The sequence below is a fragment of the Marinococcus sp. LNHM5E3-2.1 genome, from assembly GCF_056034365.1.
This window is the reverse complement of sequence record NZ_JBQLIB010000017.1, coordinates 1-24,602: the sequence shown is the minus strand read 5'-3', so window position 1 is coordinate 24,602 and position 24,602 is coordinate 1. Positions and strand designations below refer to the sequence as shown.

Sequence of the window (24,602 nt, the reverse complement as noted above, 5' to 3'; positions counted from 1 at the left end):
TCTGCGTTCCGGTCATATGTCTATTTACTATACCACATGAAGATTGGAAAGAAACAACATAAAAACGAACGTATATTCGCTATTATTATTGTACTCCACTCCCCGGCAATTGCAAAGAAAACGACACCCCTCCTATACCATAAAAAAACAGAACCCGGCAGGGGGGTTCTGTTTTACTGGGCCGTATGCATGCTTTCCGGTGCTGTTCGTTCTTTATTAATCATCAATATCCCAAGCTGATGGTGCTGATTACTGTAAAGCGCCGCCTGTGCCTGGCGGAGCTCTCCGTTAATATCCTCCACATCCAGCCGGCAATAGGCGGAATTTTTCTGCACCGCCCGGTACAGGCTCGCTTCATCATATACTTTTTCGCTGTTCACCCGCCGGATAACCTCGCCTGCTTTAATATGCATGCGGTCTGCCGGAGACTCCGGGAGCACAGCGAGCACGGATATTCCGTCTCCACGGAGCGTATAAAGAAAATTGCTTTTAGCTGAACTGCCGGCAGCAATGGTTACCCATTCCCGCAGCAAAATCAGGACAGCCGTAATTACCGGAATAACCCATCCGCTGTAAAAATAAGCAAGTGCTGCACCGGCGCCGGTAAGGACAGCAATTCGTACAACCCACCATCCGGCCGAACGCACCTGCACCGCTGCCAGACGGTCGAAGGTTTTCATCCGTATGCCGATCACTGCCGGCAGCAAAAGAAGGGAAAAAGCGGTTCCGCCCGGAAGCAGCGGCCACCAGCCTCCTGCCTCAACAGCGCTACCCGGGATAAACAGAAATACCGGGAGCATCCAGAGGCGGTGCGTGATCTGGCCTCCAATCGGCTTACCGCGGCGGCTGACTGTCCGTATCGGAGAAAAGAACTTTGTCCCGTTCCAGACAATCAGTATTCCTTCCGCAAGCGTGAGCACTGCGAGCCAGACCATCAGAGAAAAAGCATCAAAGCCGTTTCCGAGCCAGGCTGCGTCAGAGAAAAACGGCACCGCAATCCCGGCAGCATCAAGTGCCAGAGCAGCTAAAAATGACGTCCCCCACACGTGCAGGGCGGTCAGCCAGCGGTGCAAACCTGATACTGCCAGCAGCGCACTGATCACTATTGCAAGCAGAACTGCTCCCAGAGGCAGTGAGATGCCCGTAACAATGGTGACGACCGAGACAAAAGCAGCGATTACTATCGCCGGAATAACACTCATCGTCAATTCCATCAGCATTGGATACATTTTTGCCTGAAACATTTTACGTTCTCTTTTCACCCGAATATAACCAACCATAAGCATGGCTGCTACTGCTATGTAAGTCAGCGGGTTCAGAAAAAACCACGCTAACGCAGGACCAATTTCACCGATTATTTCCTGCATCCACTATTTCCCCCTTTTCTTTGGGCCGGGCAGAACCCGGCCACCGGTATCATCCAGCTTTCATTTATTGTTCTATGACTGCATCAAGCGCGCGCTGCAGTTGCTTATCATTGTCCCGGTTCTGGACATTTTCAAGCACAAAATCATTCAGCGCCTCTGCTGTTTCCGGCGTCAACGTGCCAGTGGCTTCCAGACCTTCCTGTTCCTCCTGAAAATCCTGTACCGCCGCTTCGGTTTCTTCGCTGTAGTACCCGTCTTCACGTCCCGGATCGAAGCCGGCTCCTTTTAAGAGGGTCTGCGCAGTCGCAATATTTTCTCCAGTTGTATCCGGCTCCAGGGCTTCATCAATGGACAAAATAGAGGCCTGGAAATAGTCGGGCTGCTCCTGCTCAATGGTCGGCTCCACGCCTTCTTCATTGATCCAGTTTCCATCCGGTGTCAGCCATTTGGAAACAGAAAGCTTCACATCACTTCCATCATCCAGTTCCATTACCTGCTGGACTGTTCCTTTGCCGTAGGTGCTCTGTCCTACCAGCTCAAAGCTTCCGGACTCTTTCATTGCAGCTGCCAGAATTTCAGAGGCAGAAACGCTTCCCTGATCAATCACGCCGACCACCGGGTAGTCTTTGTTTTCCTCTAAGGATGAGGTCACCTCTGAGATCGTGCCTTCCCGGTCTTCAATCTCGACTACCGGCTCTCCGCCCGGAATAATCATGCTGCCGATGTCCTCCACCGCGTTCAAATATCCGCCCGGATTTCCACGGACATCAATTACCAGTCCGTCAATGTTTTCACTCTCCACCTGCTCGAGCTGGGTTTCGAATTCATTGGCTGTATTTTCAGAAAATGACGATACGTTCAGATAACCGATGCTTTCCCCGTCCTGCTCAATCACTTCGCCTTCTACGGTTTCGATCGGAATTTCATCGCGCTCCACTTCAACATTAAAAGGCTCCCCGCTTCCCCGCTGTACGGTGAGGTTCACGTTCGTTCCTTTTTCTCCGCGGATTTTCAGGACTGCTTCATTGAGTTCCAGGTTTTCTGTGCTTTCTCCGTTAATTTCCAAAATATCATCATTTGGCTGAAGCCCGGCGGCTTCTGCTGGAGAATCATCGATTGGAGAAACGATAGTTACCGCGTCCCCGGATTTATTTACTTCAGCTCCAATGCCTTCGAAGGACGACTCCAGTGACTGCGTGAATTCCTGTGCTGTGCTTTCACTCATGTAGCTGGAGTGAGGATCATCGAGTTCTCCGATCATTCCTTCGATAGCCCCCTGCACCAGCGCATCGTCATCCACTTCTGTCATGTATTCGGAGTCGATCAGATCATATACAGAACTGATTTTATTTAAGTCTTCTTCTGACACGTTTTCCGTTCCGCTGTCCGAACCGGATTCGGACAGTGCGGGCGAGGATGTCCCCGACTCTCCTCCCCAGACAGAAGCACCTACGGCCGCGCCTCCGGTCCCGGCTGCCGCTGCTGTGACCAGAATTGCTGCCGTCACTTTGATGTTTTTCTTCATCTATTTCACTCCAGCTTTATTAAAGTCATAACCAAATCATAGACTATACGAAAGAGGAAGCAGCTGCACGAGCTGTTCCTCCGAATCGAAAACGACGAGCCGTCCCTGGGCGGTAAACAAACGCTCTGCGCTTTTCTTTAGTGTAGCATGAACTTCTATGGTTCTGAAACACAATGTTGGCGCTTCCGCTTTTTTACACAGAGTTGCCTTGATTCTCAAATCCCTGGCCAAGCACTTCTGAAGCGTTACTCACAACCACAAAGGCCTCGGGATCCTGCAGCTGGATCACGCGCTTCAGCCGGGTGACCTCCCCACGGTTGACAACGCACATCAGCACCGGACGTGCATCATTAGTAAAGCCTCCGCGTCCTTCGAGTTTGGTTACTCCGCGGTCCACTTCTTTTAAAATAGATTTGCGCACCGTTTCTTCGTGCTTTGTAATCACAAAAGCCACCTTGGCATAGCCCAGACCGGTCTGCACGACATCAATAGTTCTTCCGGTAACAAACAACGAAATAAGGGCGTACAGTGCGAACTCCAGGCCGAATATGAACGCCGAGCCCGTAACGATCAGCCCGTCCATAATAAAGACTGAGGTACCGAGCGTCCCCCCGGCGTATTTATGAATAATTTGAGCTAAAAGATCCGTGCCTCCAGTCGAAGCACTCGCTCGAAACACCAGTCCAAGACCAAAGCCCACTCCGATTCCGCCAAACAACGCACCAAGCAGCGGGTCATCGATACCGATGTCCCAGTTCCTCGTGAAATAAACAATAAAGGGCAAAAACAGCGTCCCAATTATTGTTTTTGCCCCGTACTGGAGTCCACCAAGAAGCAGGAGACCGAGAATGAAAAGGAGAACGTTGGTGATTCCTATCGTTACAGCCGGTTCTACGTCCAGCGAAGCCTCCAGCAGAGTCGCAAAACCACTTACCCCTCCGGATGCGATCGAGTTCGGCAGTAAAAAAGCGTTATAGGAAATAGCCACAACGGCTGTTCCGGCAAAAATCTGAAACCCATTGACCCATTTCAACGCTGTTTTTGACATTGGTTTTCTTCTTCGATTTACCATTACACTTCCTCCTTTTGGTTTGACGTAAAAAGAGCCTGCGCGAACGCAGGCTGCTGATTTTGCCCTTTGTTATACTTTCATGCTTGCACGCAGGTACTCATCGATGAACGGGTCAAGATTGCCGTCCATCACTGACTGCGTGTTGCCCATCTCAACATTCGTGCGGTGATCTTTCACCATGTTGTACGGATGGAAAACGTAAGAACGGATCTGGCTTCCCCAGCCAATTTCTTTCTGTTCTCCGCGGATTTCATCCATTTCCTGCTGACGTTCTTCGATCTGGCGCTGATACAGCTTCGCACGCAGCATTTTCATCGCCTGATCCCGGTTTTTCAGCTGGGACCGCTCGTTTTGGCAGGTGACGATGATGTTTGTCGGCAGGTGGGTAATCCGCACGGCGGAGTCCGTCGTGTTTACGTGCTGACCGCCGGCACCGCTCGCACGGTACGTATCGATTCTCAAATCCTCCGTCCGCACTTCCACTTCTACGGAGTCTTCCATTTCCGGCATGACTTCGCAGGAGACAAAGGAGGTATGCCGGCGCCCGGAGGAGTCAAACGGGGAGATCCGCACGAGCCGGTGCACGCCCTTTTCCGCTTTCAGGAAGCCGTAGGCATTGTATCCCTTAATCATCATAGTGACGCTTTTCAGGCCGGCTTCGTCCCCTGGAAGATAATCCAGGGTTTCCACCGTATAATTTTTCTTTTCTGCCCAGCGGGTGTACATCCGGAGCAGCATGGACGCCCAGTCCTGGGATTCGGTACCGCCGGCGCCGGGATGCAGCTCCAGAATGGCGTTGTTTTTATCGTACGGCTCGCTGAGGAGCATCTGCAGCTCAAAATCGTTAATGTCTTTTTTCAGCTGCTTTGTACCTGATTCGAGCTCTTCTTTTAATTCTTCATCGTCTTCTTCCTTTACAAGCTCATAGGACACCTCGAGATTTTCGTGCTGTTCTTCGAGCTCGCGATAGCCCTCGGTAATATCCTTTAACGCATTGTTTTCATCAATAACTTTTTTGGAGGCGTCCTGGTCGTCCCAGAAGCCGGGGTGGGTCATCTTTTCTTCGAGTTCGCTTATGCGCTCCCGCTTGGCATCGAAGTCAAAGAGACCCCCTGAAGTCCGCTAATCGCTTAGCCATATTTTCAAGTTCGTTTCGAATTTCTGCCATATCCATGTAAGAAATCCCCTTTCTGAATGTAGGTGGCAAGGAAAAAGCCCGAAGCTAAGCACTTCGGGGCTTGTCCCTGCCGTTTTTCGTTTCTTATTACCGCTTATTCGGCACCGGCATTTTCCGGTTACCGTTTGCCGGAGCTGATTTCTTTTTGTTTTTCGGCTGCTCTTCTTCTGCTTCCTGTTCGTCCTGCCGCACTGCTTTTCCTTTAGCGACTTCCTGGCGCTGCAGGTTCTCTTCGTTCACTTCCGATTTGATTACGTACGTCGCTACTTCTTCTTCAATGGAGGCAATCATGTCTTCAAACATATTAAAGCCTTCGAATTTGTATTCCCGAAGCGGATCATTCTGGCCGTAAGCCCGCAGGTGAATGCCCTGGCGGAGCTGGTCCATCTGATCGATATGGTTCATCCACTTCCGGTCCACCGACCGGAGGAGCAGCACTTTTTCGAATTCACGCATGGACTCTTCGTCAAATTCCTGCTCCTTTGCTTCGTAGTTCCCTTTTGCTGTTTCCCATACCTTTTCGATAACTTCTTCCTGTTCAAGACCTTTAACGTCCTGCTCTGTCAAATCACCTTCATTCAGAACGGTCGTATTCAGGTAATGAAGCATGCCTTCCAGGTCCCAGTCCTCCGGCACCTGCTCCACCGGCGTGTAGGCTGCAACAATATTTTTCACTGTAGAATCCAGCATACGGAGCACGATGTCACGCAGATTGTCCGACTCGAGCACTTCCATCCGCTGGGCGTAAATAATATCACGCTGCTCGCGCATCACATCGTCGTACTGCAGGATCTGCTTCCGGGAGTCATAGTTGGCGCCTTCTACCCGCTTTTGCGACTGTTCCACCGCGCGGGTGACCAGCTTGCTTTCGATCGGCTGATCTTCACTCATTCCGAGGCGCTCCATCATACTGCTCATATTATCAGAGCCAAACCGGCGCATCAGCTCATCTTCCATGGATAGGTAAAACTGGGAAGCACCCGGGTCTCCCTGACGTCCGGCACGGCCGCGAAGCTGATTGTCGATACGGCGGCTTTCATGCCGTTCGGTACCGATTACAAATAGTCCGCCAAGATCCGGAACATCGTCTCCGAGCTTGATGTCGGTACCACGGCCGGCCATGTTGGTTGCAATAGTGACAGCCCCGCGCTGCCCGGCATTTTCAATGATTTTCGCTTCGTTTTCGTGGTTTTTTGCGTTCAGGATGTTGTGAGGAACGTTTTTCTTTTTCAAGTACCGGGAGATCAACTCGGACGTATCAACGTTAACTGTACCGACGAGCACAGGCTGGCCTGTTTCGTACAACTCAGCAATCCTGTCGGCAGCCGCACGGAATTTCGCTTCCCGGGTTTTAAAAATCAAATCGGATTTATCTTCACGAATGACCGGTTTGTTGGTAGGAATCGACACGACATCCGTGCCGTATATATTGCGGAATTCTTCTTCCTCTGTTTTTGCCGTACCGGTCATACCGCCAAGCTTCTGGTACATCCGGAAGTAGTTCTGGAACGTAATTGAAGCGAGGGTCATGCTTTCCTTCTGCACCCGCATGCCCTCCTTCGCTTCAATGGCCTGATGCAGGCCTTCACTGTACCGGCGGCCAGCCATCAAACGTCCGGTAAACTGGTCCACAATGACTACTTTTCCGTCCTGCACCACATAGTCCTCGTCGCGGTGCATCGTTACGTGGGCTTTTAATCCCTGATTGATATGGTGCAGCAGCTGCACGTGCTGCTGATCGTATAAATTCTCTATCTGAAACGCTTTTTCCGCCCGCGTAACGCCTTCATCGGTCAAAAGCACCGTTTTGGTTTTTTCATCGATCGTGTAGTCCCGCTCTTCCTTCAGCCGGCTCACAAATACATTAGCCGCAGCGTAAAGCTTGGTCGACTGCTCCACCGAGCCTGAAATGATCAGCGGCGTTCTCGCTTCATCGATCAAAATCGAGTCAACTTCGTCGACGAGGGCAAAATGAAGCGGGCGCTGCACCATTTGTTCCTTGTACAGAACCATATTGTCCCGCAGGTAATCAAAGCCAAACTCATTATTGGTCCCGTACGTAATGTCAGCCAGATATGCTTCCCGCTTCGCTTCTTTACTCATATCTTTTAAATTCAGGCCGACGGTCAATCCGAGGAACTGGTAAAGCTCTCCTAAAGTCTCGCTGTCACGCTTGGCCAGATAGTCGTTGACGGTAACAACGTGCACGCCTTTGCCGGTAATGGCGTTTAAGTAGACCGGCATGGTTGCGACTAGGGTTTTCCCTTCCCCGGTTTTCATTTCCGCGATATCGCCGTCGTTTAATACGATGGCACCCATCAGCTGTACGCGGAAGGGAGTCATTCCCAGCACACGTGTCGATGCTTCTGCTACAACCGCATAGGCTTCCGGCAATAGCTGTTCAAGCTTTTCACCCTGCTGATAGCGTTCTTTAAACTCTTCTGTCTTACGGGCAAGGTCTTCATCGCTCAAAGCCTGGATGTCTTCATAAAAAGCCTCTATTTTTTCCGCTTTTTTCTCCAGTTTTTTTACATATTTTTGGTTTGTATCTCCAATGACTTTCTTCAATAAACCTCTCATGGTTTAATCATCGTCCTCTCTTTCGTACCATCTAGCCGAAATACGATTGACGCGCATAGTTGTTTTAATTGATAGTAAGGGCTCGAAGCCTAATTTATCTGTCGTTTTACATATATAAATGAATCGTTGTATTTCTAAGCATCACCGTACATTTTAACAGTATTCCGCTATTGTTACAACGAGTACCCGTGCTCCCGGCAAGACTAAAACAAGCCCTGCGCATTACCCGCACAGGGCTTGTTGATTCATATAATTATTCTTCCGGCTCAATCAGGCCGTAGCGCCCGTCGCGGCGTTTGTAGACGACTGATGTGTCACCGCTGACAGAGTTGGCAAAGACGAAAAAGTTGTGGCCGAGCATGTCCATCTGAAGGATTGCTTCTTCCGTATCCATCGGCTTTAAATTAAACCGTTTGGTCCGGACGATTTCAAGGCCGTCATCTTCCTCTGTCACTTCATCCGTTAGCGGAGCTTCTTTCACCCCGCCATTGGCAATTTCCTCATTTAATTCTTCAATATTGGTTTTAAATACTTCCGATGTTTTACCGTTTTGGCGGAACTTGCGATTTACTTTTGTTTTATATTTTCGAATCTGCCGTTCGAGCTTGTCCGTCGCAAGGTCGATCGCCGCATACATATCCGTATGCGTTTCTTCTGCGCGGAGCAGCAGCTGCGGCATAGGGATGGTCACTTCTAAAATTTTCTCACTGTTTTGAACTTCCATATTTACATGGACGTCCGCCACAGGGGTTGTATCAAAGTAACGTTCAAGCTTGCTCACTTTCTTTTCTACGTAACCTCGAAGAGCTGGAGTCACCTCTAAGTTTTCCCCGCGAATGTTAAAGTTCATCAAGTGAACCCCTCCTTATCGTTATGTGTCTACTTTCTATATTCCTTTTGCAGAATCCTTTTCAAACAACAAAATTTTTTTAAAAAGTGAAAAGAATGTGGCATAACAAAAGGGTCTCAGGACTTATGAAACAGATAAAACCCTTTTAATTGTAAGCGCTGGCTCAACCAAAAAATTCACATAAAAAGCTGCGCCGGACCGTTCCGGCGCAGTCTGTATTTCTATTATAATCCCATTGAAATATATTTGGTTTCAAGAAACGGCATAATGCCCTGACGTCCGCCCTCGCGTCCGATACCGCTCTGCTTCCAGCCGCCAAACGGCGCCTGGGCGGCCGAAGGGCCACCGTCGTTCCAGCCGACAATACCGTATTCGAGTCCTTCGGCAATTTTCATGCCCCGGGACATGTTTTCGGTAAAGAAGTACGAAGCAAGACCGAACGGCGTCGTGTTCGCGAGCTTGACACCTTCTTCATCACTGGTGATTTTCTGCACCGGTGCCACCGGACCGAACGTTTCTTCGTGCATGATAATCATGTCATGGTTGACGTCACGGAGCACGGTCGGTTCAAAGTAATAGCCGCCGTCCTTTTCATAACCGTTGCCGCCGGTTACAACTTTTGCGCCTTTATCGACAGCATCCTGTACGTGACGTTCAACTTTGTCGTATGCGTCTTTATCAATCAGCGGGCCGACCTTCACGTTTTCGTCCATACCGTCGCCGACCTTCAGGTCCTTGCATGCCTCCGCAAATTTTTCGACAAACTCTTCGTATACCTTTTCATCGGCATACACACGGTTGACGCAGATGCATGTCTGTCCGGACGCACGGAATTTTGAGGCCACGACGCCATTGACCGCTTTTTCGATGTCTGCATCGTCAAGGACGAGTGCAGGCGCATGGCCGCCGAGTTCAAGCGACAGCTTTTTAATATCCTGGGCGCCCTGCTCCATCAAATTGCTTCCGACTTCGGTGGAGCCTGTAAATGTAACCTTACGGACTTTTTCGTTCGACATCAGTTCATTGCCAATCGCCGACGAGCTCTGGCCGGTAACCAGGTTGATAACGCCTTTTGGTACGCCCGCTTCTTCACATATTTCCACGAAACGAACGGCGGACAGCGGCGTATTCTTTGCTGGCTTCAGCACGATCGTGCAGCCTGCGGCAAGAGCCGGTCCTACTTTACGGGTGATCATTGCCTGCGGAAAATTCCACGGAGTAATCGCGCCGACCACGCCGACTGGCTGGTGAATCACCATCAGCCGCTTGTTTTCCGAACCGGATGGAATGGTCTCCCCGTATACCCGTTTTGCTTCGTCTGCGTACCATTCAATAAAGGAGGCCGCATAGGCTACTTCGCCTTTTGCCTCCGCAAGTGGTTTACCCATTTCCTTTGTCAGCAGCTCGCCGAGTTCATCCTGGCGCTCCATCATGAGGGTGTGAATCTTGCGGAGAATGTCTGCCCGTTCGTACGCCGTCGTCTTCGACCAGGAATCAAACGCCTCGTGGGCGGCATTAATTGCTTCCTTCGTTTCCGCTTCGCCTGCGTTAGCCGTCTCTCCCACTACTTCTCCGTTTGCCGGATTCACGACATCGATGGTTCCTTCGTCTGCCTGTTTCCATTCACCGTTAATATATATTTTTCCAAACATACCATTATTACTCCCTTTCATGCGGAATGTGCATCGTTCGTTCTATACCCGCAATTCTCAATTATTATTCTGCTCATTTATAAATCAGGCGCTCCCTATTTTAGAATAGAACACGGGCAGAAGCCCCTATTTCAAAATAAAGCCTAAAAGCGCGGCTCCCCTTGTATTCCGGTGCTCCGGAACATATGATAGTACCAGGCAGCAGCACTTCGGCTGCTTACTCTTCTACATATTTCCCCTTATACCTCTGACAGCAGCAACCTCCCACACTGTTCTGTCCGTCCGGGCGCCGCTCCCCTTGTCTAAGCGGCCGTCCCGGGCACCAGAAGCCCGGCATCTGCCGGGTTTCTTTCTTATGGTCTCCTGTTCCCGAGGACACTTTCCACTACACAGTCCATATCTGTTCCTCCCTCTCTGGAAAGCGGTGGAAGACAACCGTGAACGAGGTCTTATTCTTTTTTGTGTAAAAGTGTGGTATTCTTAAAAGATATGTAAAACGAATTTTAGATGGAGGTCGGAGGTTCCATGAGGAAGTCTTTTGGCGTACTTCTCGTTTCTTTAAGTCTCGTCCTTCCGATAGGATGTTCATCCATTGACAATGAACCAGATCCCACGGAAAACCAAGCTTCAGATGAGGAACCGGCTTCTGATGAGGTTCTTTCTGAAAGTATTGAATATATGCAGGAATTAGACCGTTATTCTATTAATATAAACATGAACCAGACCATCGGCCCGGCCCAGGAAGAGCCGGTTACCAATGAGCTCACCTCCCATGTGGAGGTCGGTACCGATCCGTTCGCCTATCATGAGTCTTCGACACTGCAGACGACCGAGCAGGAGCCCAAGGAAATCGAGCGCTACCTGACGGCCGAAGGCTTTTTTACGTATGATTCTGCAGAGGAAGAATGGATCAAGTATCCGGATGAATTCACCGGTGATTTGAGTGCTTCAAGCCAGTCCATCGGCGAACCATCGGCTGTGCTGGAGCTGATCGAAGCTTACGCTACAGATTTTCAAATGGACGAACAGGAGTCGGAATACGTGATCGAGGCGCGAGGGCGTTCCGACCAAATGCGTGAGCTCGTGAAGAGCACGGTTGGTTTCACCAATGAAGATTTTGACAACTTAATTGACGACATGCTGTTTGCCGGAAGCCTGGAAGATACTGTCTACACTATTACTATCGATAAGGACTCGATGCAGACTAAAAGCATTCAGGCAGATTTTAAAATTGCCATGAATAACAGTCAGACTCCGCAGACTGCTTCCTCCACTCAGTCCCTCACGTTTGCCTATGATGAGGTAAACAATGAGCAGACAATCAGTGCTCCTTCCAACGTCATCGCTACGGCGGAAGAGCTGAACTTTGAAAATCTGCAGGAGTGGGAGGAAGGTGAACGGTTCAGCCAGATTGAAGGCCAGAGTATTTCCGAGCTCATGTATCCGGACCGCCAGCCGGCGAATTGGATTATTGATCACGGCTCTCTGCCGACGCTTGAACAGAGGCTGGGGCTGCCGCCTCTTTCCGAACAGGGCAGCGACGAATAAATAAACAGGCAGGGAGCCGGCTCCCTGCCTGTTTATTTACGCGCGAGTGCTGTCACCCGCAGCTTCCAGCGTTCAAGCACCGGCATATATACCGAAGCAACGTATCGCATCTTTTCGGCGCTGCTCATCGCTTCTGCATCTATCAGGCCCCGCACTTCTTCCGTTGCCTGCTCGAAAGCTTCAAGATCCTGCTTCCATTCTTCCTCCTGTCCAAACAGATACGCCATGGTCACTGTCTGCGAGGAAAACAGCGAGGACTCCCTGGTCGTGCTGTCGAGCAGCCGGTCTCCGTTTTCTTCAAACCCTTCCCGGTAAAAGCCTGTCACCTGTACCATACTTTCCTGCACCATCTGCAGCCAGTCGCTGTACTGCTCCAGAAATGTTGCTTCTGCCCTGCGGAGATGTTCACTCATCATTACCTGCCCCTTTTTTGTCCTTTAAGCCGTTTATAACATAATCGAAGCACGCATACATAAAAAAACCTTCAGGTCGAGGCCTGAAGGTTTTACGTATTAGTTTTTGCTGTCGAAAAAATAGGCTGAAGCCGTGGCGCCGGTTTGCTCATATTTTCCCATATGGCGGCGTTTTTGACGGCTTCCCTGCAGCTCCGTACGGATCACCTGTTTCCAGCCGGCTAGCCGGTCGTCAATATAAAGATTCATTTTGACCGTCTCTTCCCCGAGCTGACGCTCGGCCTCTGACCATTCCTCTACTGGCGGCAGGTCCTTCAGCTGTCTGTCCCGTGCCTGCAGAAAAAGATCTACGCTCTCAATGTAATCATCCCTTGGCTGTTCATTCTCCGGCATGGGCTGCGCCACTTTCTCGTACAGCTCCCGGGTAGTGACATACAGTTCACGGATTACACTCATTACACCCGGCCGCCTTCACGGAAACGGTTCTCCCGGTCTTTTTGCATCGCCTGCTTCCATGTGTCGCGGAACTCTGCGACAAGTCCGTACACTTCCCGCAGAGCGTCTGTGTCATTACTGACATTCGCTTCAATCAGGCGGCGGTAAATGTAGTCATACATCTGCATCATGCTGCTGCCAAGATCGCTGTCCGTTTTCAGCGTAATCATCAGCTCTCCGATAATGTTTTGGGCCCGAATCATCAGCTTGTTTTTTTCTTCAACCTTTCCCTCATTCATCGCCTTCTCCGCCTTTTGGAGAAATTTCAGGCAGCCGTTGTATAAAAGGAGCGTCAGCTCTGCCGGTGAGGCGGTCTGCATTGCCTGCTGCTGGTAGGGATTCGTTTTGACCGGTGCCGGCTTCGGAGCAGGTACTGCCTGTTTTGGCGTGAATGCTTTCTGCGGCTTCTCTTTATCCGGTGCAGTCGTCTGCTTCATTGCCTGCTGGTACATTGCCTGTGCCTGGTTAAAACTCATATGTTTTCTTCCTCCTCAAGAAGGTGCTGTTATTACTGGCCGTTGTTCATAAACTGCATCAAATAGTTGGACTGCGAATTGGCCCGGCTCATCGCCTGCTCCATCGCTGTAAACTGGCGGTAATACCGGTTTTCCACTGATGCCATCCGGTCCTCAAATTGGGCAATACGGTCGTCGATGTTTTCCATATTGCGGCCGAGTGTAAACTGGTGCGGAAGCAGCTTACCTTTGTAGCCCCCGGCCCGTTCAGCAAGAGCGGACACGCCGTTGTCGAGCGTTTCCCTCATCCGGCGGGCAAGTCCCTGGGTTTCAGTTGTTGAGCCGCTCGCGGCAAACAGCTGGTACACCCCTTCACTGTCATCTTCAATCGCCTGGCGCAGCTTGTCTTCATCGATTTCGAGCTTGCCGTTGTCGGTGTAGCTCGAACTTGTCGTAATGCCGATCGAATAGAGCGTATTATATGCTGAATCGGTGCCCCCCACCTGCTCGTACAAAAGCGAACGCATATTGTTCATCACATTCGAAATGGAGCTGTCGCTGCGGAGCAGACCGCTGCGGGCTTTTTCCTCCCACATCTCAATTTCTTTTTCACTCATTTCTTCTTTCTGCTCGTCACTCAGCGGCTTAAAGTCCCGGTTTACCTTTTCATTCAGCTTCCCGTTCACATCTTCAACGATCTTATTATACTCTTCAACAAATCCTTTAATCGTGTCCATGACACCATCGGTATTTGTATCCGATCCAAGCGTTACCGCGCCGTCTGCTTCAGTGAACGTTTCTTTAAGAGTGATGCTCATCCCGTTTACGTCAAACGTGTTTTTCACACGCTCGGTTTCAAGTCCGTTCATCGTAAACACAGCATTCTGTTCGCCCTGGTTGGACTCACCCTCGACATTATTCAGACCCAAAGTGTTATTGAAAAAGTCACCCGAAAAAAGCATTTCATCGCCGTTTTTGTTAAAGTCACCGGTCTCCGAACGGGTGAGCGCTGCTTTACCCGAATGCTCATCGTAAAATGCACTCACTCCCGCTCCGGACGAGCTGATTGCGCTCATAATGTTATTCATCGACTGCGCGCTCGTGAACGTAAATTTGTTTTTCTGTTCGTTTCCGTTTTTATCAAAGGTCGTAATGGTATTCGTGGAATACTGCTGGGTGAATGTCGCGTCAATCGTTCCGGTGGCCGCTTCGCCGAGCGTCACTCTTCCTGTTTTCGTATCCACGTAGGCTTCACCTGCCGCGAGCTCCTGTTCCGGATCCGTCACAATTGTCAACGCATTACCACCGTCTATAGTGATGTTCAGCTTATCCGGATCAATCGCGCCTTTACCGAGCGAAAAAGAAGAGGTGGCTGTAGCCGCTTCAATTGTTTTGGTTTCATCTACCGCTGCATACTGCACGCTGATGCTTTTGCCTTTCGTTACCGCCGAACCAAATTCCAGATCAATCTGGCCGCCGTTAAAGCTGGCGCGCACCTGGCCGGGCTCGAGCGGGTCCGTGCCGGTCACTACCTCATACTGTTTTCCGCTTACCTTCACGATCATGTCGTCCGTGTTTTGTTTAAGATTGCTGCCTTCCACGCTGTAGGACGTACCGCCGTCGGCGTTAATCGTTTTGCTTTGAATCACACCTTCGCTCCACTGCGGTCCTTTTCCGTCTGCAAATGTCTGACTGCCAACCGCTTCCGTAGCGGAAAAATCAGGCCCGGTCGCCCGTTCCGAGCTGCTCTGCGACGCTGATTTCGCCAGCTGCTTCACCTCGCTGATCGAATAGGTGGCATTGCCGGCATCTGCGGACGCCTTGGCACTCACGCGGCTGTCATTAGTAGATGTCGCTGAGCGGTCCGTCATCGACGATTTTTTCATAATCGAATCAAAAATCGTGTTCCGGAAATCAAAAAACTGCTTGTTTACATCCTGATACATTTCCGTCTGCCACTCGAGCGTCTGTTTCTGCTGATTCAGCTTATTGATCGGCTGGCGCTCCGCCCGCATTAAATCCTTTACTGTCTGGTCAATATCCATTCCTGAAGCAAACCCGGATACTCGCATAAATGATAGGCTCCCTTCTGCCGTTTTCTTCGTTACTGTTACTATCGGAAATACTTTAAGGCAGTTGAAGCATTTGCCGCAGTTTTTCTAAAATACGAAAAAAGACCCGGATACCATCCGGGCCTCTGGGACATTGCTATTCACTTTTTTCTACGGCATGGCCGCCGAAGCCTTTACGGAGGGCAGCCACCACTTTGCCATTAAAGGTATCGGTTTCCTGCGAACGGTAGCGCATCATGAGCGAGAGCGCAATGACCGGAGTTGTTGCCTCGTATTCGAGCGCGGACTCCACGCTCCACTTGCCTTCGCCGGACGAATGCATCACGCCGCGGATGTCGTCGAGTCTCGCATCGCCGCGGAAGGCTTCCTCCATCAGCTCCATCAGCCAGCCGCGGATGACCGAGCCGTTGTTCCAGACGCGGGCGACCTGCTCGTAGTCATAGTCGAACGGACCCTTTTCAAGCAGTTCAAATCCTTCGCCCATCGCGGCCATCATGCCGTACTCGATGCCGTTATGCACCATTTTCAAGTAGTGGGCACTGCCGCCTTCCCCGGTGTAATGGTAGCCGTTTTCCACCGACAGGTCTTCCATCAGCGGCTCGAGCACCGGGAAGATGTCCTTGCGTCCACCGATCATCAGGCAGGCGCCGTTTCTTGCACCGGAAATGCCACCGCTTGTGCCGACGTCGAAAAAGTGGACGCCCCTTGCTTCAAGTGCTTCATAATGAGCCAGTGTCCGCTTGTAATGGGAGTTGCCGGCATCGATTAAAATATCACCTTCGTCAAGGTACGATGCCGTTTCGGTAAGCACCTGATCGGTCGCATCCCCGGCCGGCACCATCACCCAGATGATGCGCGGCTTCGGAAGCTGATCCACCAGCTCCTGCAGGGAGGCGGCTGTGCTTCCTCCGTCACCCTTAAAGCTTTCGCGAAATTCTTCGGACAGGTCATAGGCAACAACGTCGTGATTTTTGTCAAGCATCTGCAGGCCGATATTATACCCCATTTTTCCTAACCCAATAATTCCTGCTTTCATGTTCTCCACTCCTCTTTTCTATTTATACGAAGATACTTAAAATCAGTGCCACACCAAAGCCAACAAAACCGATAATTGTTTCCATAACGGTCCATGTCTGGAGCGTTTGTTTTTCATTCAGGCCGAAGTACCTGCTGACCAGCCAGAACCCGGAGTCGTTCACGTGGGAGAAGGCTGTGGCACCGGAAGCAATTGTAATAACAAGCAGACCGAGCATTGCCTCGCTGACGTCATATGTCTCAAGCAGCGGCGCTACAAGGCCGGCAGCTGTTACCATCGCAACGGTCGCAGAGCCCTGGGCTACACGGACAAGAACAGCTGTGATAAAGGCAAAGACAAGAATTGGCATGTTCGCGTTTTCCATCGCGTTTGCGAGTACATCGCCAACGCCTGACTGGATCAGCATTTCACCGAATACACCACCGGCACCGGTAACAAGAATGATAATACCGGCCGGCTCAAGGGCTTTCGTCGTAATCTGCTGTACTTCCTGTTTCGAGTAGCCCCGGCGGATACCGAACACATAAAATGTTAAAAGTGCTGCAACAGTTAGTGCAAAGAATGGGTCCCCGATAAAGGACAGTATTTCATATGCTGTGCTGTCTTCTGCGAGGAAAACCCCGGATCCTGTGTTAAGCAGAATCAGCACAAGCGGGAGAAGGATGATAGCGAGAACGCTGCGGAAGCTTGGCAGCTCGCGGTCGTACTCGACGTTTCTCATCTGCTCCATCATGTATTCCGGAACGCCGATGTCGATTTTTTTCGCCATGTATTTACCGAACAATGGACCAGCAATGGCTACTGCCGGAAGGCCGGCAATTGTACCAAACAGAATGACCCAGCCGAGATCCGCGCCGATGATCGAAGCAACCGAAATCGGTCCCGGCGTTGGCGGAATAAAGCTGTGCGTCACGGCAAGACCAGCTACAAGCGGAATACCGTAGTATACGAGTGATTTTTTCGTTTTACGGACAAGACTGTATACAATTGGAATTAAAATAACAAGTGCAACGTCTAAAAAGACGGGAATCGAAACGATAAAGCCTGTAAGTGCAAGTGCCCAGCTGACGTTCTTTTCTCCAAATTTATCAACAAGTGTCAGCGCCAGGCGTTCTGCGCCCCCGGACACCCGGAGCATTTCCCCAAACATGGCCCCAAGGCCGATCACGACGGCAATAAATCCGAGGGTGCCGCCCATCCCTTCTTCGATGGTCGTTATAATTTCACTTGGCGGCATGCCGACGGCGATACCGACGAGGAAACTGACGAGAAGCAAGGCAATAAAGGCCTGCAGCTTCGTCTTCATAACTAAAAATAACAGTGCAACAATTGCTAATACGGCTACAATAATGAGCCACGGTGCTGAAGTCGTCATAGTATTTCTCCTTTTTCAGTTGATAGTGTGCGTTTGCCTTCTGCGTGTGCACGCTGCACGTCGGCAATCGCGGAAAATTCAGATTGAAGATTGCGTGCAAGCCGGAGGAAAATCGGCTTCAAGTCCCGGTATGCTGTCACGTTATCCATAATTGGGGATTGCCGTGTTTCGATCGGGATCAGTTCGTGAATCGTATCCAGGCTGTCCTTTTGCCCGGTGGCCGTCATGGCGAGCCAGGCGGCGCCGAAGCAGGCACTCTGGTGGCTATCCGGAACGACAATGTCGCTTTCGAATATGTCGGCCATCATCTGCTTCCACAGTTCCGAACGGGCAAAGCCGCCGTTGGCACGGAATTCTTTAATGTTGATACCGGCTTCAATCAACGCCACTACTACGGCGTACATCTGCATCATGACACCTTCCATAACGCTCCGGACCATCTGTTCGCGCCCGTGGTGCAGCGTCAGGCCGAAAAATACGCCCTTCGTATCGCTGTTCCAGAACGGGGCGCGTTCACCGGTCATGTACGGAAGAAACAGCAGACCGTCGGAACCCGGCATCACGCTTTCTGCCATTTCCGTCAGCACGTCGTAAGGATCTGTACCATTTTTGCGGCACTCTTCCTTTAGATCCGGCATGATTTTGTCCCGCATCCAGCGAAGTGCTATACCGCCGTTGTTGATCGGACCGCCGATCACCCACAGGTCATCGGTCAACGCGTAGCAGAATATTCGTCCCTTCGGATCCGTGTACGGCCGGTCGATGACCGTGCGTATCGCTCCGCTTGTACCGATCGAGCAGGCAACCACGCCTTCCTCAAGCGCTCCGGAGCCGACGTTTGCAAGCACTCCGTCGCTTGCCCCAATGACGACTGTTGTCGTTTCCTGTAAATGCAGCCGCTTACAAACATCTTTGTTTAAGTCACTGCGCTCGTACGTCGTACTCATCGGCTGGGACAAATGATTTTCTGTAATACCGGCAAGAGCCAGTGCTCTGTCGTCCCACTCTTTTTTATGAATATTGAAAAGGCCTGAAGCGGAAGCGATGGAGTAATCAACAATGTATTCCCCGAACCATTTATGAAAAAGAAATTCCTTCACCGAAATCCATTTCGCTGCCTTTACGGCGATTTCTTCCCGGTGCTTCTGGAACCACATAACTTTCGTCAGCGGCGCCATTGGATGAATCGGGGTGCCGGTCCGTTCAAAAATGTCCTGCCCGTTTTCGGCTTTTACTGTTTCGGTTTCGTGCACCGACCGCTGATCCGCCCAGGTGAGTGCCTGTGTGAGCGGCTCACCGTTTTCATCTACAGCGAGTATGCTGTGCATAGCTGCACTAAAGCCGATTGTGCCAATATGTTTTCCTTCTTTAGCGACGTCTTCGACGACGTTTTTCAGCGTCTGTTCGACGGCGCGAAGAATTTCGTAGGGGTCCTGCTCCTTCCAGGCCGGGTCCGGAGAATAAATTGGATATTCAAGCTCTCGTTCCGCCCAGATCTTTCCGTCTGTATCGTACGCCAGCGTTTTTGTGCTCGTTGTGCCTATGTCTACGCCGGCTGTAAGTGACTCAGCCATAACATTTACTCCCTCGCTTTCGCTAACGCTTTCAATTGGTGAAAATATTTTTCTCAATTCGTTATTATACGTGAAATAAAATTCTATGCAAGCGTTTTAAGAAAATTTTTTTCGTGCATTTTAATAGCTAAGTGAAATTTATTCCTTTATGATAAAGGTAAGACTTTTTTCTCCGGAGGGATACTCATGGCTACCGAAACGACTCACGTCCGCCAGCGGATCCAATCGCTGTACAACAGTTTTAGTGATAAAGAAAAGCAAATCGCCGACTATATGCTGCAAAATCCCGAAACCATCGTCCATTCGACCATCAATCAGGTAGCCGACCAGCTTTCCCTGGCAGACGCCACCGTGTTCCGTTTCTGCAAGCGGCTCGGCTTTAAAGGCTACCAGGCGATGAAAATCGCGCTCGCTTCTGACATTATCGAACCGATCGAAGACATTCATGAAACGATCCAGGAAAGCGACACCGAAGCGGAGATTATGTCCAAGGTATTTCAAAGCAATAAAAATGCGCTCACCTACACCCAGGAGGTGCTTGATGAAAACACTGTCCGCCAGGCGGTCGAGTACCTGCTTGAAGCATCAGAGCTCCATTTTTATGGAAGCGGCGGCTCCGGCGTCACTGCGCAGGACGGCCAGCACAAGTTTATGCGCACGGGACTTCCTAGCCACGCATATACTGATGCCCACTGGCAGGTCATGGCCGCCTCCCAGCTGAAGCCAGACGACGTAGCGATTGTAATTTCTCACTCGGGGGCCAATGAAGACGTCCTCGAAGCGATGGATGTGGCCAAAGAACAGGGCGCACGCATTATCGCTATTACAAGCTATGCCAAAACGCCGATAAGCCAGAAGGCCGACCTGACGCTGCAGACCATTTCCCGCGAAACCGAATACCGCTCCGAAGCGCTCGCCTCCAGGCTTGCCGAGCTCTCGCTCCTCGACGGCCTGTATGTAAATTACTGCATCAAGAAGAAAGACCAGGCACAGGAAGCTGTGGCTAAAATGCGCAAAGCCGTCGCAAGAAAAAAGGTGTAGGAAAAGCGGAGAGCGTTCGGTCACCACCCGGGACGGCTCGCCGTTTTCAGTCGGCTTGAGACGAAGTCACAAACGAACTGAAAATGCGAATGGACCCGGGTGATAACGCTCAGAGCTGGACAGCAGGAAAAGCGGAGCCACCCTTGTTGGAAGGAAGTTCGATGAAAGACGTCACTTTCGTGACAACATCGAACTGACCTGCTACGCAGGCCCCAGACGGCTGGCGTAATCCTGGCTGGAAGCGTCGAAAGACGGTGAAGTCAGGATGCAGCCAATGGACTGGACGGCTGGGTGGCGAAGCTGGACAGCGAGAAGATCGTAGCCGCCCTTGCTGTAAGAAAGTTCGATGAAAGTCGACACTAACGGATGTAGACTTCAACCAAAAAGAGCCCGGCTTCTCCTTTGTTACAGGAAAAGCCGGGCTCTTTGTTTTACCCCGAGCGTTCGATTAATGCAGCATGATTATGTTTTGGACTGTTTACTTCGGTGCTTACAGGATACATCGTCATCCGGGAAGCGTCGAATGGCTGAAGCAGTGATTTTAACACTTGTTTATCGGTTTCATGCGGATCAAGCCAGGTTTTTCGTGCGGCTTCATCCAGAATCACCGGCATCCGGTGGTGAATACTCTTCATTAAGTCGTTGGCTTCGGTCGTAATGATCGTGCAGGACGTGATCGTTTCATCTTCGCCTTCCCACCTGTCCCACAGGCCGGCGAACGCAAACAACGCTTCGTTGTCGACCGTTATCCGGTACGGCTGCTTTGTCCCGCCTTCCCGGTCCCATTCATAGAACCCATCGGCAATAACCAGGCAGCGCCGGCGTTCAAGCAGGCGGCGGAACGCTGGCTTGATATCAACGCTTTCCGCCCGGGCGTTGATCATTTTATGGCCGATTTTCTTATCATCTGCCCAGGATGGAATCAGCCCCCACTGCAGCCAGCCGGCTTTCGTCTGTTCAGTAGAGGAGGCCACCGCCAGCACTTTCTGTGACGGCGCTACGTTGTAGCTTTCCTCCCCTTCCGGAAATGCTGCGCCGAAGGCTCGTTCCAACGCCTCTTTAGAATGAACGAGCGTGTATCTTCCACACATCACGGGATACCTCCTTTTACAGCTTATGTACCCAAAAAACGAGCTTTCTACTTAAAAAAATTACTATTACGCAAATCCCAGCCGGCTATTACAAAGCATACGACGGCATAGAGGCTTAAAAATCCTCCCAGAATACCGTAAGATGCCCCCTCAAACCCCCGGATATGCATATAGCCGTAATAAAAAAGCGAAATGGCTGCGGCCATAAGTGCAATTCCCGGCAGCAGCTTTACCCAGAGCGCCCATCCCTTCAGCACAAACAGCAGCGTAAAAAGGACAGCTATAACTCCTGGAAGTATAGATGTTGTGAATGGTCCACTGATCATGATATCTCTCCCACGGTTCCCCACCATTAATAAAATCCAGGCAAATCTTCATGCCCCCGCACTTCTCTCCTAATAAAGTAACACAATCTGCCACCAGATATCCTGTTTCAGGCAGTAAGCTTCATGAAAATTTAATTTTAACGAAGGCCTGTTCTTTACCCGAAGATCTGTGAAGCAATAGCGTACAAGGTCCCGTTCCTGGAGCCTAACTTTCCGGGATGCCGCACCATCCTATGCGGTTCGCTCTGTTTTTCAAAGCCGTACTTCCCAAGCATTTTCGTTATAATGCTGCTTTCTGCGGTAAGATCAATCCGGACCTTCACCGGATGCGCTTCAATCAGCTGTTCAACTAATGCAGCTGCTCCTCTTTCATCCGGAGCTGTGACCGGGCCAATCAGCAGCTGCCCTTCATGCCAGATCGACAGACCAAAGCCTACCGGCTGATTGTTTCCGTTTATTAATACAAGAGAACGATATGCCTGAACAAACCGGTGGCGTAAAAAAGCTTCCCGGTCTTCCCCAAACGCTTCACGGTCCAGCTGCTGTATGCTGCCCCAATCGGAGGATTCGTGCATTCTTATATTTTTCGGCAGAATAGTGCTGTTTGTATTCAACGTTTGGCCCGGGGCGGTATATTTGTACACCGGGCCTGCTTCTTCAAACCCAAACTCTCGGTATAACGGTTTCCCTTCTTTAGTGGCAAACAGCATCACACTGGCTTTCTCCGGCACCAAATCCAAACACGCCTTCACTGCTTCCCGGGCCAGCCCCTGTCGCCGGTAAGCCTCCCGGACAATAACAAGACCGAGAGCCGCCGTTTCCCCGTATGGAATTACAGCCGAGCTGGAGACCACCGTGCCTTCCGGAGTTTTATGACCGTATACCACTCCCGAAGCGAGCACCGCCTTCATTTCCGCTTCATCGTAGTCCCAGCCCACTTCCCGGGGCAGTTCTGCAAGTGCCGGAATATCGTTTTCCGTTAACCGGTGTATCGTCAGCTTCATCTGACATTGCTCCTTCCTGGCGTTTATAGTTTGCGCCGCAGGCTTTCCTCTATCCACAACTGTTCTGCTTTCCATTTACGGTAAATATACATATCCTCCGCTGCGAGCACCGTATAAACCACTCCGTAAAACAAATACGTCCCCATTGTGAAATCAGCCGACAGCCAATGGATTATTGTCACTAAAAGAAGCAGGGCGCTGCCGAAGAAATCCTTCTTTAAGCGCCCTGCATATATCGATTTTTTGTTCGCAGCCGTTTGCTGCCTGCTATCCATTCTGTCACCTCTTTGTGCTGCACGGGTGTCTGTTACAGTTTCACCATATTTTTCCCATTACTTTTTGCCTCATAAAGAGCCTGATCCGCTTTAAGCATCATGTCCTCCCGGCGGCGGTGAATAGCCGGAACCACAACGTTTACGCCAATGCTGACCGTCACCTTCGGGCTCACCCTCGATGTTTCATGGCGGATATTCAATTTGTCTACTTCGTCGCTGATTGCGTGGGCAATTGCCCTGGCTTCTTTATTGTTTGTTTTCGGGAGCAGAAGCGCAAACTCTTCTCCGCCGAAACGGGAGGCCATGCCGCCGGAACGCATGCACACCCCGTGGATAGCCCCGGCAATCTGCTTGAGGCATTCATCACCCTCGAGGTGGCCGTACGTATCATTGAAGTTTTTAAATTCGTCCAGATCAATCATCATCACCGCAAGCGGGGACTGGCGTTCCATGCCTTCACTCCAGTACCGTTCAAAGGCATCGTTAAACGCCCGCCGGTTGGACAGGCCCGTCAGGCCGTCCACGTTCGCGAGACGTTCAAGCTTGCGGACGTTCGCATTCTGCTTGGAACGATCCCGGATAATCCCTATCATGCCAATAATACGTTTATACATAAAAACCGGGCTTGCCATCACTTCCAGCTCCATAAGCGATCCGTCCTGCCTCCGCAGGTTTACTTCAAAGTGCTGGGAGTTCCCTTTCATGACCCGGTTTATATATTTTTCCACTAACGCGTGATCCGTAAAATTTAATTCCTTCATCGAAAGGCCGATTACTGTGTGACGTTCCTTGTTCAGCATTTCAAGCAGTTTTTCGTTTACTTCAATGACGCTCCCCTGGTCATTCAAAAGAAACACCGGGGAAAGCGGCTGATCGAACAAAGCATGATAATAATTCCGCTGTACCCGCTGCTCCACGCTGCGCCGGAATAAGATCCAAAGCACGAGCCCCAGGATAACTACGCCCGTAAGCAGTCTTGTAATCAGTCCCTCTCTTTCAAGCGGCGTGCCCAAAAAAAGCACATCATAAAAATTCACGAGCATAAATACCGGAACCAAAACAAGCATCGACAGAGCGACACGCTTCACCACTTCCTGGGTTTTAATCTGCGCTATTTCTTTATGCTTCATTTTATCCCCCGCTCTGCTTAGGAACGCTCTCCATTTTGCGAATATTTAAGTAAGTATACGGTAGTTTCATAGTGTTGACTAATTTTATCACATGTCTTAAGTTTTAGGTATATGTAATCAATAAAGAATATGAATTTCCTTCATCCGCAATCATCTTTTATTGTACGTATTTTATCATGAAATGCTTAAATCATATGCATTTTCAATCAAAAACAGTGATTAATACCCTTCATAACCAATTTCATCCGCGCATAAACCTGTTCATTGTCGTGAGAATATTCCTAGAAGGTCAACAAACTAAACAAGACTGCCCTTTTAAAGGCCAGTCTCGATTTAAAAAATTGCTGTACTCGCTTTTCGAGCATCAATTATCCTCCTGCACACCGTATGATGATTACGTAAAAACATTGTTATAAATGTTTCAGAGTGTCGACAATGGCTCTAATTTTAGAGCGTGTCGGCATTTCTTTTATGCTATGATAAAAAGAAATAGCCTGGAAAGGGGTTATGGCGCATGATGAAGCGGAATGCGGAAGAAGCTCGT

20 protein-coding genes and 1 pseudogene are annotated in these 24,602 nt (G+C 50.4%); 2 read left to right on the top strand and 19 right to left on the bottom strand.

All coding sequences use genetic code 11. From position 1 onward, the window contains the following. Positions 1-173: 173 nt before the first annotated feature. The 7 genes from ACTRXH_RS14525 to ACTRXH_RS14495 all read right to left on the bottom strand — a co-directional run bounded on the left by ACTRXH_RS14525 (position 174) and on the right by ACTRXH_RS14495 (position 10,223). Positions 174-1,367 (bottom strand): hypothetical protein, encoded by a 1,194-nt coding sequence (locus ACTRXH_RS14525; protein ID WP_474278358.1) that lies wholly within the window; start codon positions 1,365-1,367, stop codon positions 174-176. A gap of 64 nt (positions 1,368-1,431) precedes the next feature. Further along, the gene (locus ACTRXH_RS14520) at positions 1,432-2,892 is read right to left on the bottom strand and encodes a S41 family peptidase (protein ID WP_474282745.1); all 1,461 of its coding nucleotides are present in this window, start codon (positions 2,890-2,892) and stop codon (positions 1,432-1,434) included. Between the two features lie 193 nt (positions 2,893-3,085). Further along, entirely contained in the window at positions 3,086-3,964 is an 879-nt protein-coding gene (locus tag ACTRXH_RS14515) for a YitT family protein (protein WP_474263081.1), read from the bottom strand. A 69-nt stretch (positions 3,965-4,033) separates the two neighbouring features. Continuing rightward, positions 4,034-5,138, bottom strand: a protein-coding gene (prfB, locus tag ACTRXH_RS14510; protein ID WP_474282743.1) for a peptide chain release factor 2 whose coding sequence is annotated in 2 segments (ribosomal slippage) — positions 4,034-5,065 and positions 5,067-5,138 — 1,104 coding nt in all. Because the reading frame shifts where the segments join, the coding sequence is not laid out codon by codon here. A 90-nt stretch (positions 5,139-5,228) separates the two neighbouring features. Beyond that, entirely contained in the window at positions 5,229-7,721 is a 2,493-nt protein-coding gene (gene secA / locus ACTRXH_RS14505) for a preprotein translocase subunit SecA (protein ID WP_474282741.1), read from the bottom strand. Between the two features lie 253 nt (positions 7,722-7,974). After that, positions 7,975-8,571, bottom strand: coding sequence for a ribosome hibernation-promoting factor, HPF/YfiA family (gene hpf, locus ACTRXH_RS14500; RefSeq protein ID WP_474263085.1), 597 nt, complete (start codon positions 8,569-8,571; stop codon positions 7,975-7,977). 224 nt (positions 8,572-8,795) lie between these two features. Further along, entirely contained in the window at positions 8,796-10,223 is a 1,428-nt protein-coding gene (locus ACTRXH_RS14495) for an NAD-dependent succinate-semialdehyde dehydrogenase (protein WP_474282739.1), read from the bottom strand. Positions 10,224-10,748: 525 nt separating this feature from the next. On the opposite strand from ACTRXH_RS14495, the gene ACTRXH_RS14490 reads away from it, so the two are divergent. Then, entirely contained in the window at positions 10,749-11,771 is a 1,023-nt protein-coding gene (locus ACTRXH_RS14490) for a DUF6612 family protein (RefSeq protein ID WP_474282737.1), read from the top strand. A 32-nt stretch (positions 11,772-11,803) separates the two neighbouring features. Here ACTRXH_RS14490 and ACTRXH_RS14485 read toward each other — a convergent pair whose 3' ends face one another. The 7 genes and pseudogenes from ACTRXH_RS14485 to ACTRXH_RS14455 form a co-directional block, all read right to left on the bottom strand. Then, positions 11,804-12,187, bottom strand: coding sequence for a DUF8042 domain-containing protein (locus ACTRXH_RS14485; RefSeq protein ID WP_474263091.1), 384 nt, complete (start codon positions 12,185-12,187; stop codon positions 11,804-11,806). 96 nt (positions 12,188-12,283) lie between these two features. After that, the gene (fliT, locus tag ACTRXH_RS14480; RefSeq protein ID WP_474282735.1) at positions 12,284-12,640 is read right to left on the bottom strand and encodes a flagellar protein FliT; all 357 of its coding nucleotides are present in this window, start codon (positions 12,638-12,640) and stop codon (positions 12,284-12,286) included. After that, positions 12,640-13,014 (bottom strand): annotated as a pseudogene (gene fliS, locus ACTRXH_RS14475) (flagellar export chaperone FliS); the annotation flags it as partial. The pseudogene fliS and the gene fliT, both read right to left, overlap by 1 nt. 173 nt (positions 13,015-13,187) lie before the next feature. Then, a complete protein-coding gene (gene fliD / locus ACTRXH_RS14470; RefSeq protein WP_474282733.1) occupies positions 13,188-15,206 on the bottom strand; it encodes a flagellar filament capping protein FliD in 2,019 nt (672 codons plus the stop codon). Between the two features lie 136 nt (positions 15,207-15,342). Continuing rightward, positions 15,343-16,242, bottom strand: a complete 900-nt coding sequence (gnd, locus tag ACTRXH_RS14465; protein ID WP_474263097.1) for a phosphogluconate dehydrogenase (NAD(+)-dependent, decarboxylating) — start codon at positions 16,240-16,242, stop codon at positions 15,343-15,345. Between the two features lie 22 nt (positions 16,243-16,264). After that, the gene (locus ACTRXH_RS14460) at positions 16,265-17,617 is read right to left on the bottom strand and encodes a GntP family permease (protein WP_474263099.1); all 1,353 of its coding nucleotides are present in this window, start codon (positions 17,615-17,617) and stop codon (positions 16,265-16,267) included. Further along, positions 17,614-19,191, bottom strand: coding sequence for a gluconokinase (locus ACTRXH_RS14455; RefSeq protein WP_474282731.1), 1,578 nt, complete (start codon positions 19,189-19,191; stop codon positions 17,614-17,616). Before ACTRXH_RS14455 ends, ACTRXH_RS14460 begins: the two co-directional genes overlap by 4 nt. Positions 19,192-19,377: 186 nt before the next feature. Between ACTRXH_RS14455 and ACTRXH_RS14450 the strand changes: the two genes are divergently transcribed. Then, positions 19,378-20,232: a MurR/RpiR family transcriptional regulator gene (locus ACTRXH_RS14450; RefSeq protein WP_474263103.1), complete on the top strand. Its 855-nt coding sequence runs from the start codon at positions 19,378-19,380 to the stop codon at positions 20,230-20,232. Positions 20,233-20,663: 431 nt separating this feature from the next. On the opposite strand, the gene ACTRXH_RS14445 is transcribed toward ACTRXH_RS14450, so the two are convergent. The 5 genes from ACTRXH_RS14445 to ACTRXH_RS14425 all read right to left on the bottom strand — a co-directional run bounded on the left by ACTRXH_RS14445 (position 20,664) and on the right by ACTRXH_RS14425 (position 24,058). Beyond that, entirely contained in the window at positions 20,664-21,323 is a 660-nt protein-coding gene (locus ACTRXH_RS14445) for an SOS response-associated peptidase (RefSeq protein WP_474282729.1), read from the bottom strand. Between the two features lie 47 nt (positions 21,324-21,370). Continuing rightward, a complete protein-coding gene (locus ACTRXH_RS14440; protein ID WP_474278336.1) occupies positions 21,371-21,649 on the bottom strand; it encodes a hypothetical protein in 279 nt (92 codons plus the stop codon). A 155-nt stretch (positions 21,650-21,804) separates the two neighbouring features. After that, positions 21,805-22,653, bottom strand: a complete 849-nt coding sequence (locus tag ACTRXH_RS14435; protein ID WP_474282727.1) for a GNAT family N-acetyltransferase — start codon at positions 22,651-22,653, stop codon at positions 21,805-21,807. Positions 22,654-22,676: 23 nt separating this feature from the next. After that, positions 22,677-22,928, bottom strand: coding sequence for a hypothetical protein (locus ACTRXH_RS14430; RefSeq protein WP_474282725.1), 252 nt, complete (start codon positions 22,926-22,928; stop codon positions 22,677-22,679). Between the two features lie 32 nt (positions 22,929-22,960). Beyond that, positions 22,961-24,058, bottom strand: coding sequence for a GGDEF domain-containing protein (locus ACTRXH_RS14425; protein WP_474282723.1), 1,098 nt, complete (start codon positions 24,056-24,058; stop codon positions 22,961-22,963). Positions 24,059-24,602: the final 544 nt, after the last annotated feature.

Bases quoted from the DNA above. Each gene is read 5' to 3' on its own strand.
- ACTRXH_RS14525 (WP_474278358.1), bottom strand. From the start codon at position 1,367: ATGCAGGAAATAATCGGTGAAATTGGTCCTGCGTTAGCGTGGTTTTTT.
- ACTRXH_RS14520 (WP_474282745.1), bottom strand. From the start codon at position 2,892: ATGAAGAAAAACATCAAAGTGACGGCAGCAATTCTGGTCACAGCAGCG.
- ACTRXH_RS14515 (WP_474263081.1), bottom strand. From the start codon at position 3,964: ATGGTAAATCGAAGAAGAAAACCAATGTCAAAAACAGCGTTGAAATGG.
- secA (WP_474282741.1), bottom strand. From the start codon at position 7,721: ATGAGAGGTTTATTGAAGAAAGTCATTGGAGATACAAACCAAAAATAT.
- hpf (WP_474263085.1), bottom strand. From the start codon at position 8,571: ATGAACTTTAACATTCGCGGGGAAAACTTAGAGGTGACTCCAGCTCTT.
- ACTRXH_RS14495 (WP_474282739.1), bottom strand. From the start codon at position 10,223: ATGTTTGGAAAAATATATATTAACGGTGAATGGAAACAGGCAGACGAA.
- ACTRXH_RS14490 (WP_474282737.1), top strand. From the start codon at position 10,749: ATGAGGAAGTCTTTTGGCGTACTTCTCGTTTCTTTAAGTCTCGTCCTT.
- ACTRXH_RS14485 (WP_474263091.1), bottom strand. From the start codon at position 12,187: ATGATGAGTGAACATCTCCGCAGGGCAGAAGCAACATTTCTGGAGCAG.
- fliT (WP_474282735.1), bottom strand. From the start codon at position 12,640: ATGAGTGTAATCCGTGAACTGTATGTCACTACCCGGGAGCTGTACGAG.
- fliD (WP_474282733.1), bottom strand. From the start codon at position 15,206: ATGCGAGTATCCGGGTTTGCTTCAGGAATGGATATTGACCAGACAGTA.
- gnd (WP_474263097.1), bottom strand. From the start codon at position 16,242: ATGAAAGCAGGAATTATTGGGTTAGGAAAAATGGGGTATAATATCGGC.
- ACTRXH_RS14460 (WP_474263099.1), bottom strand. From the start codon at position 17,617: ATGACGACTTCAGCACCGTGGCTCATTATTGTAGCCGTATTAGCAATT.
- ACTRXH_RS14455 (WP_474282731.1), bottom strand. From the start codon at position 19,191: ATGGCTGAGTCACTTACAGCCGGCGTAGACATAGGCACAACGAGCACA.
- ACTRXH_RS14450 (WP_474263103.1), top strand. From the start codon at position 19,378: ATGGCTACCGAAACGACTCACGTCCGCCAGCGGATCCAATCGCTGTAC.
- ACTRXH_RS14445 (WP_474282729.1), bottom strand. From the start codon at position 21,323: ATGTGTGGAAGATACACGCTCGTTCATTCTAAAGAGGCGTTGGAACGA.
- ACTRXH_RS14440 (WP_474278336.1), bottom strand. From the start codon at position 21,649: ATGATCAGTGGACCATTCACAACATCTATACTTCCAGGAGTTATAGCT.
- ACTRXH_RS14435 (WP_474282727.1), bottom strand. From the start codon at position 22,653: ATGAAGCTGACGATACACCGGTTAACGGAAAACGATATTCCGGCACTT.
- ACTRXH_RS14430 (WP_474282725.1), bottom strand. From the start codon at position 22,928: ATGGATAGCAGGCAGCAAACGGCTGCGAACAAAAAATCGATATATGCA.
- ACTRXH_RS14425 (WP_474282723.1), bottom strand. From the start codon at position 24,058: ATGAAGCATAAAGAAATAGCGCAGATTAAAACCCAGGAAGTGGTGAAG.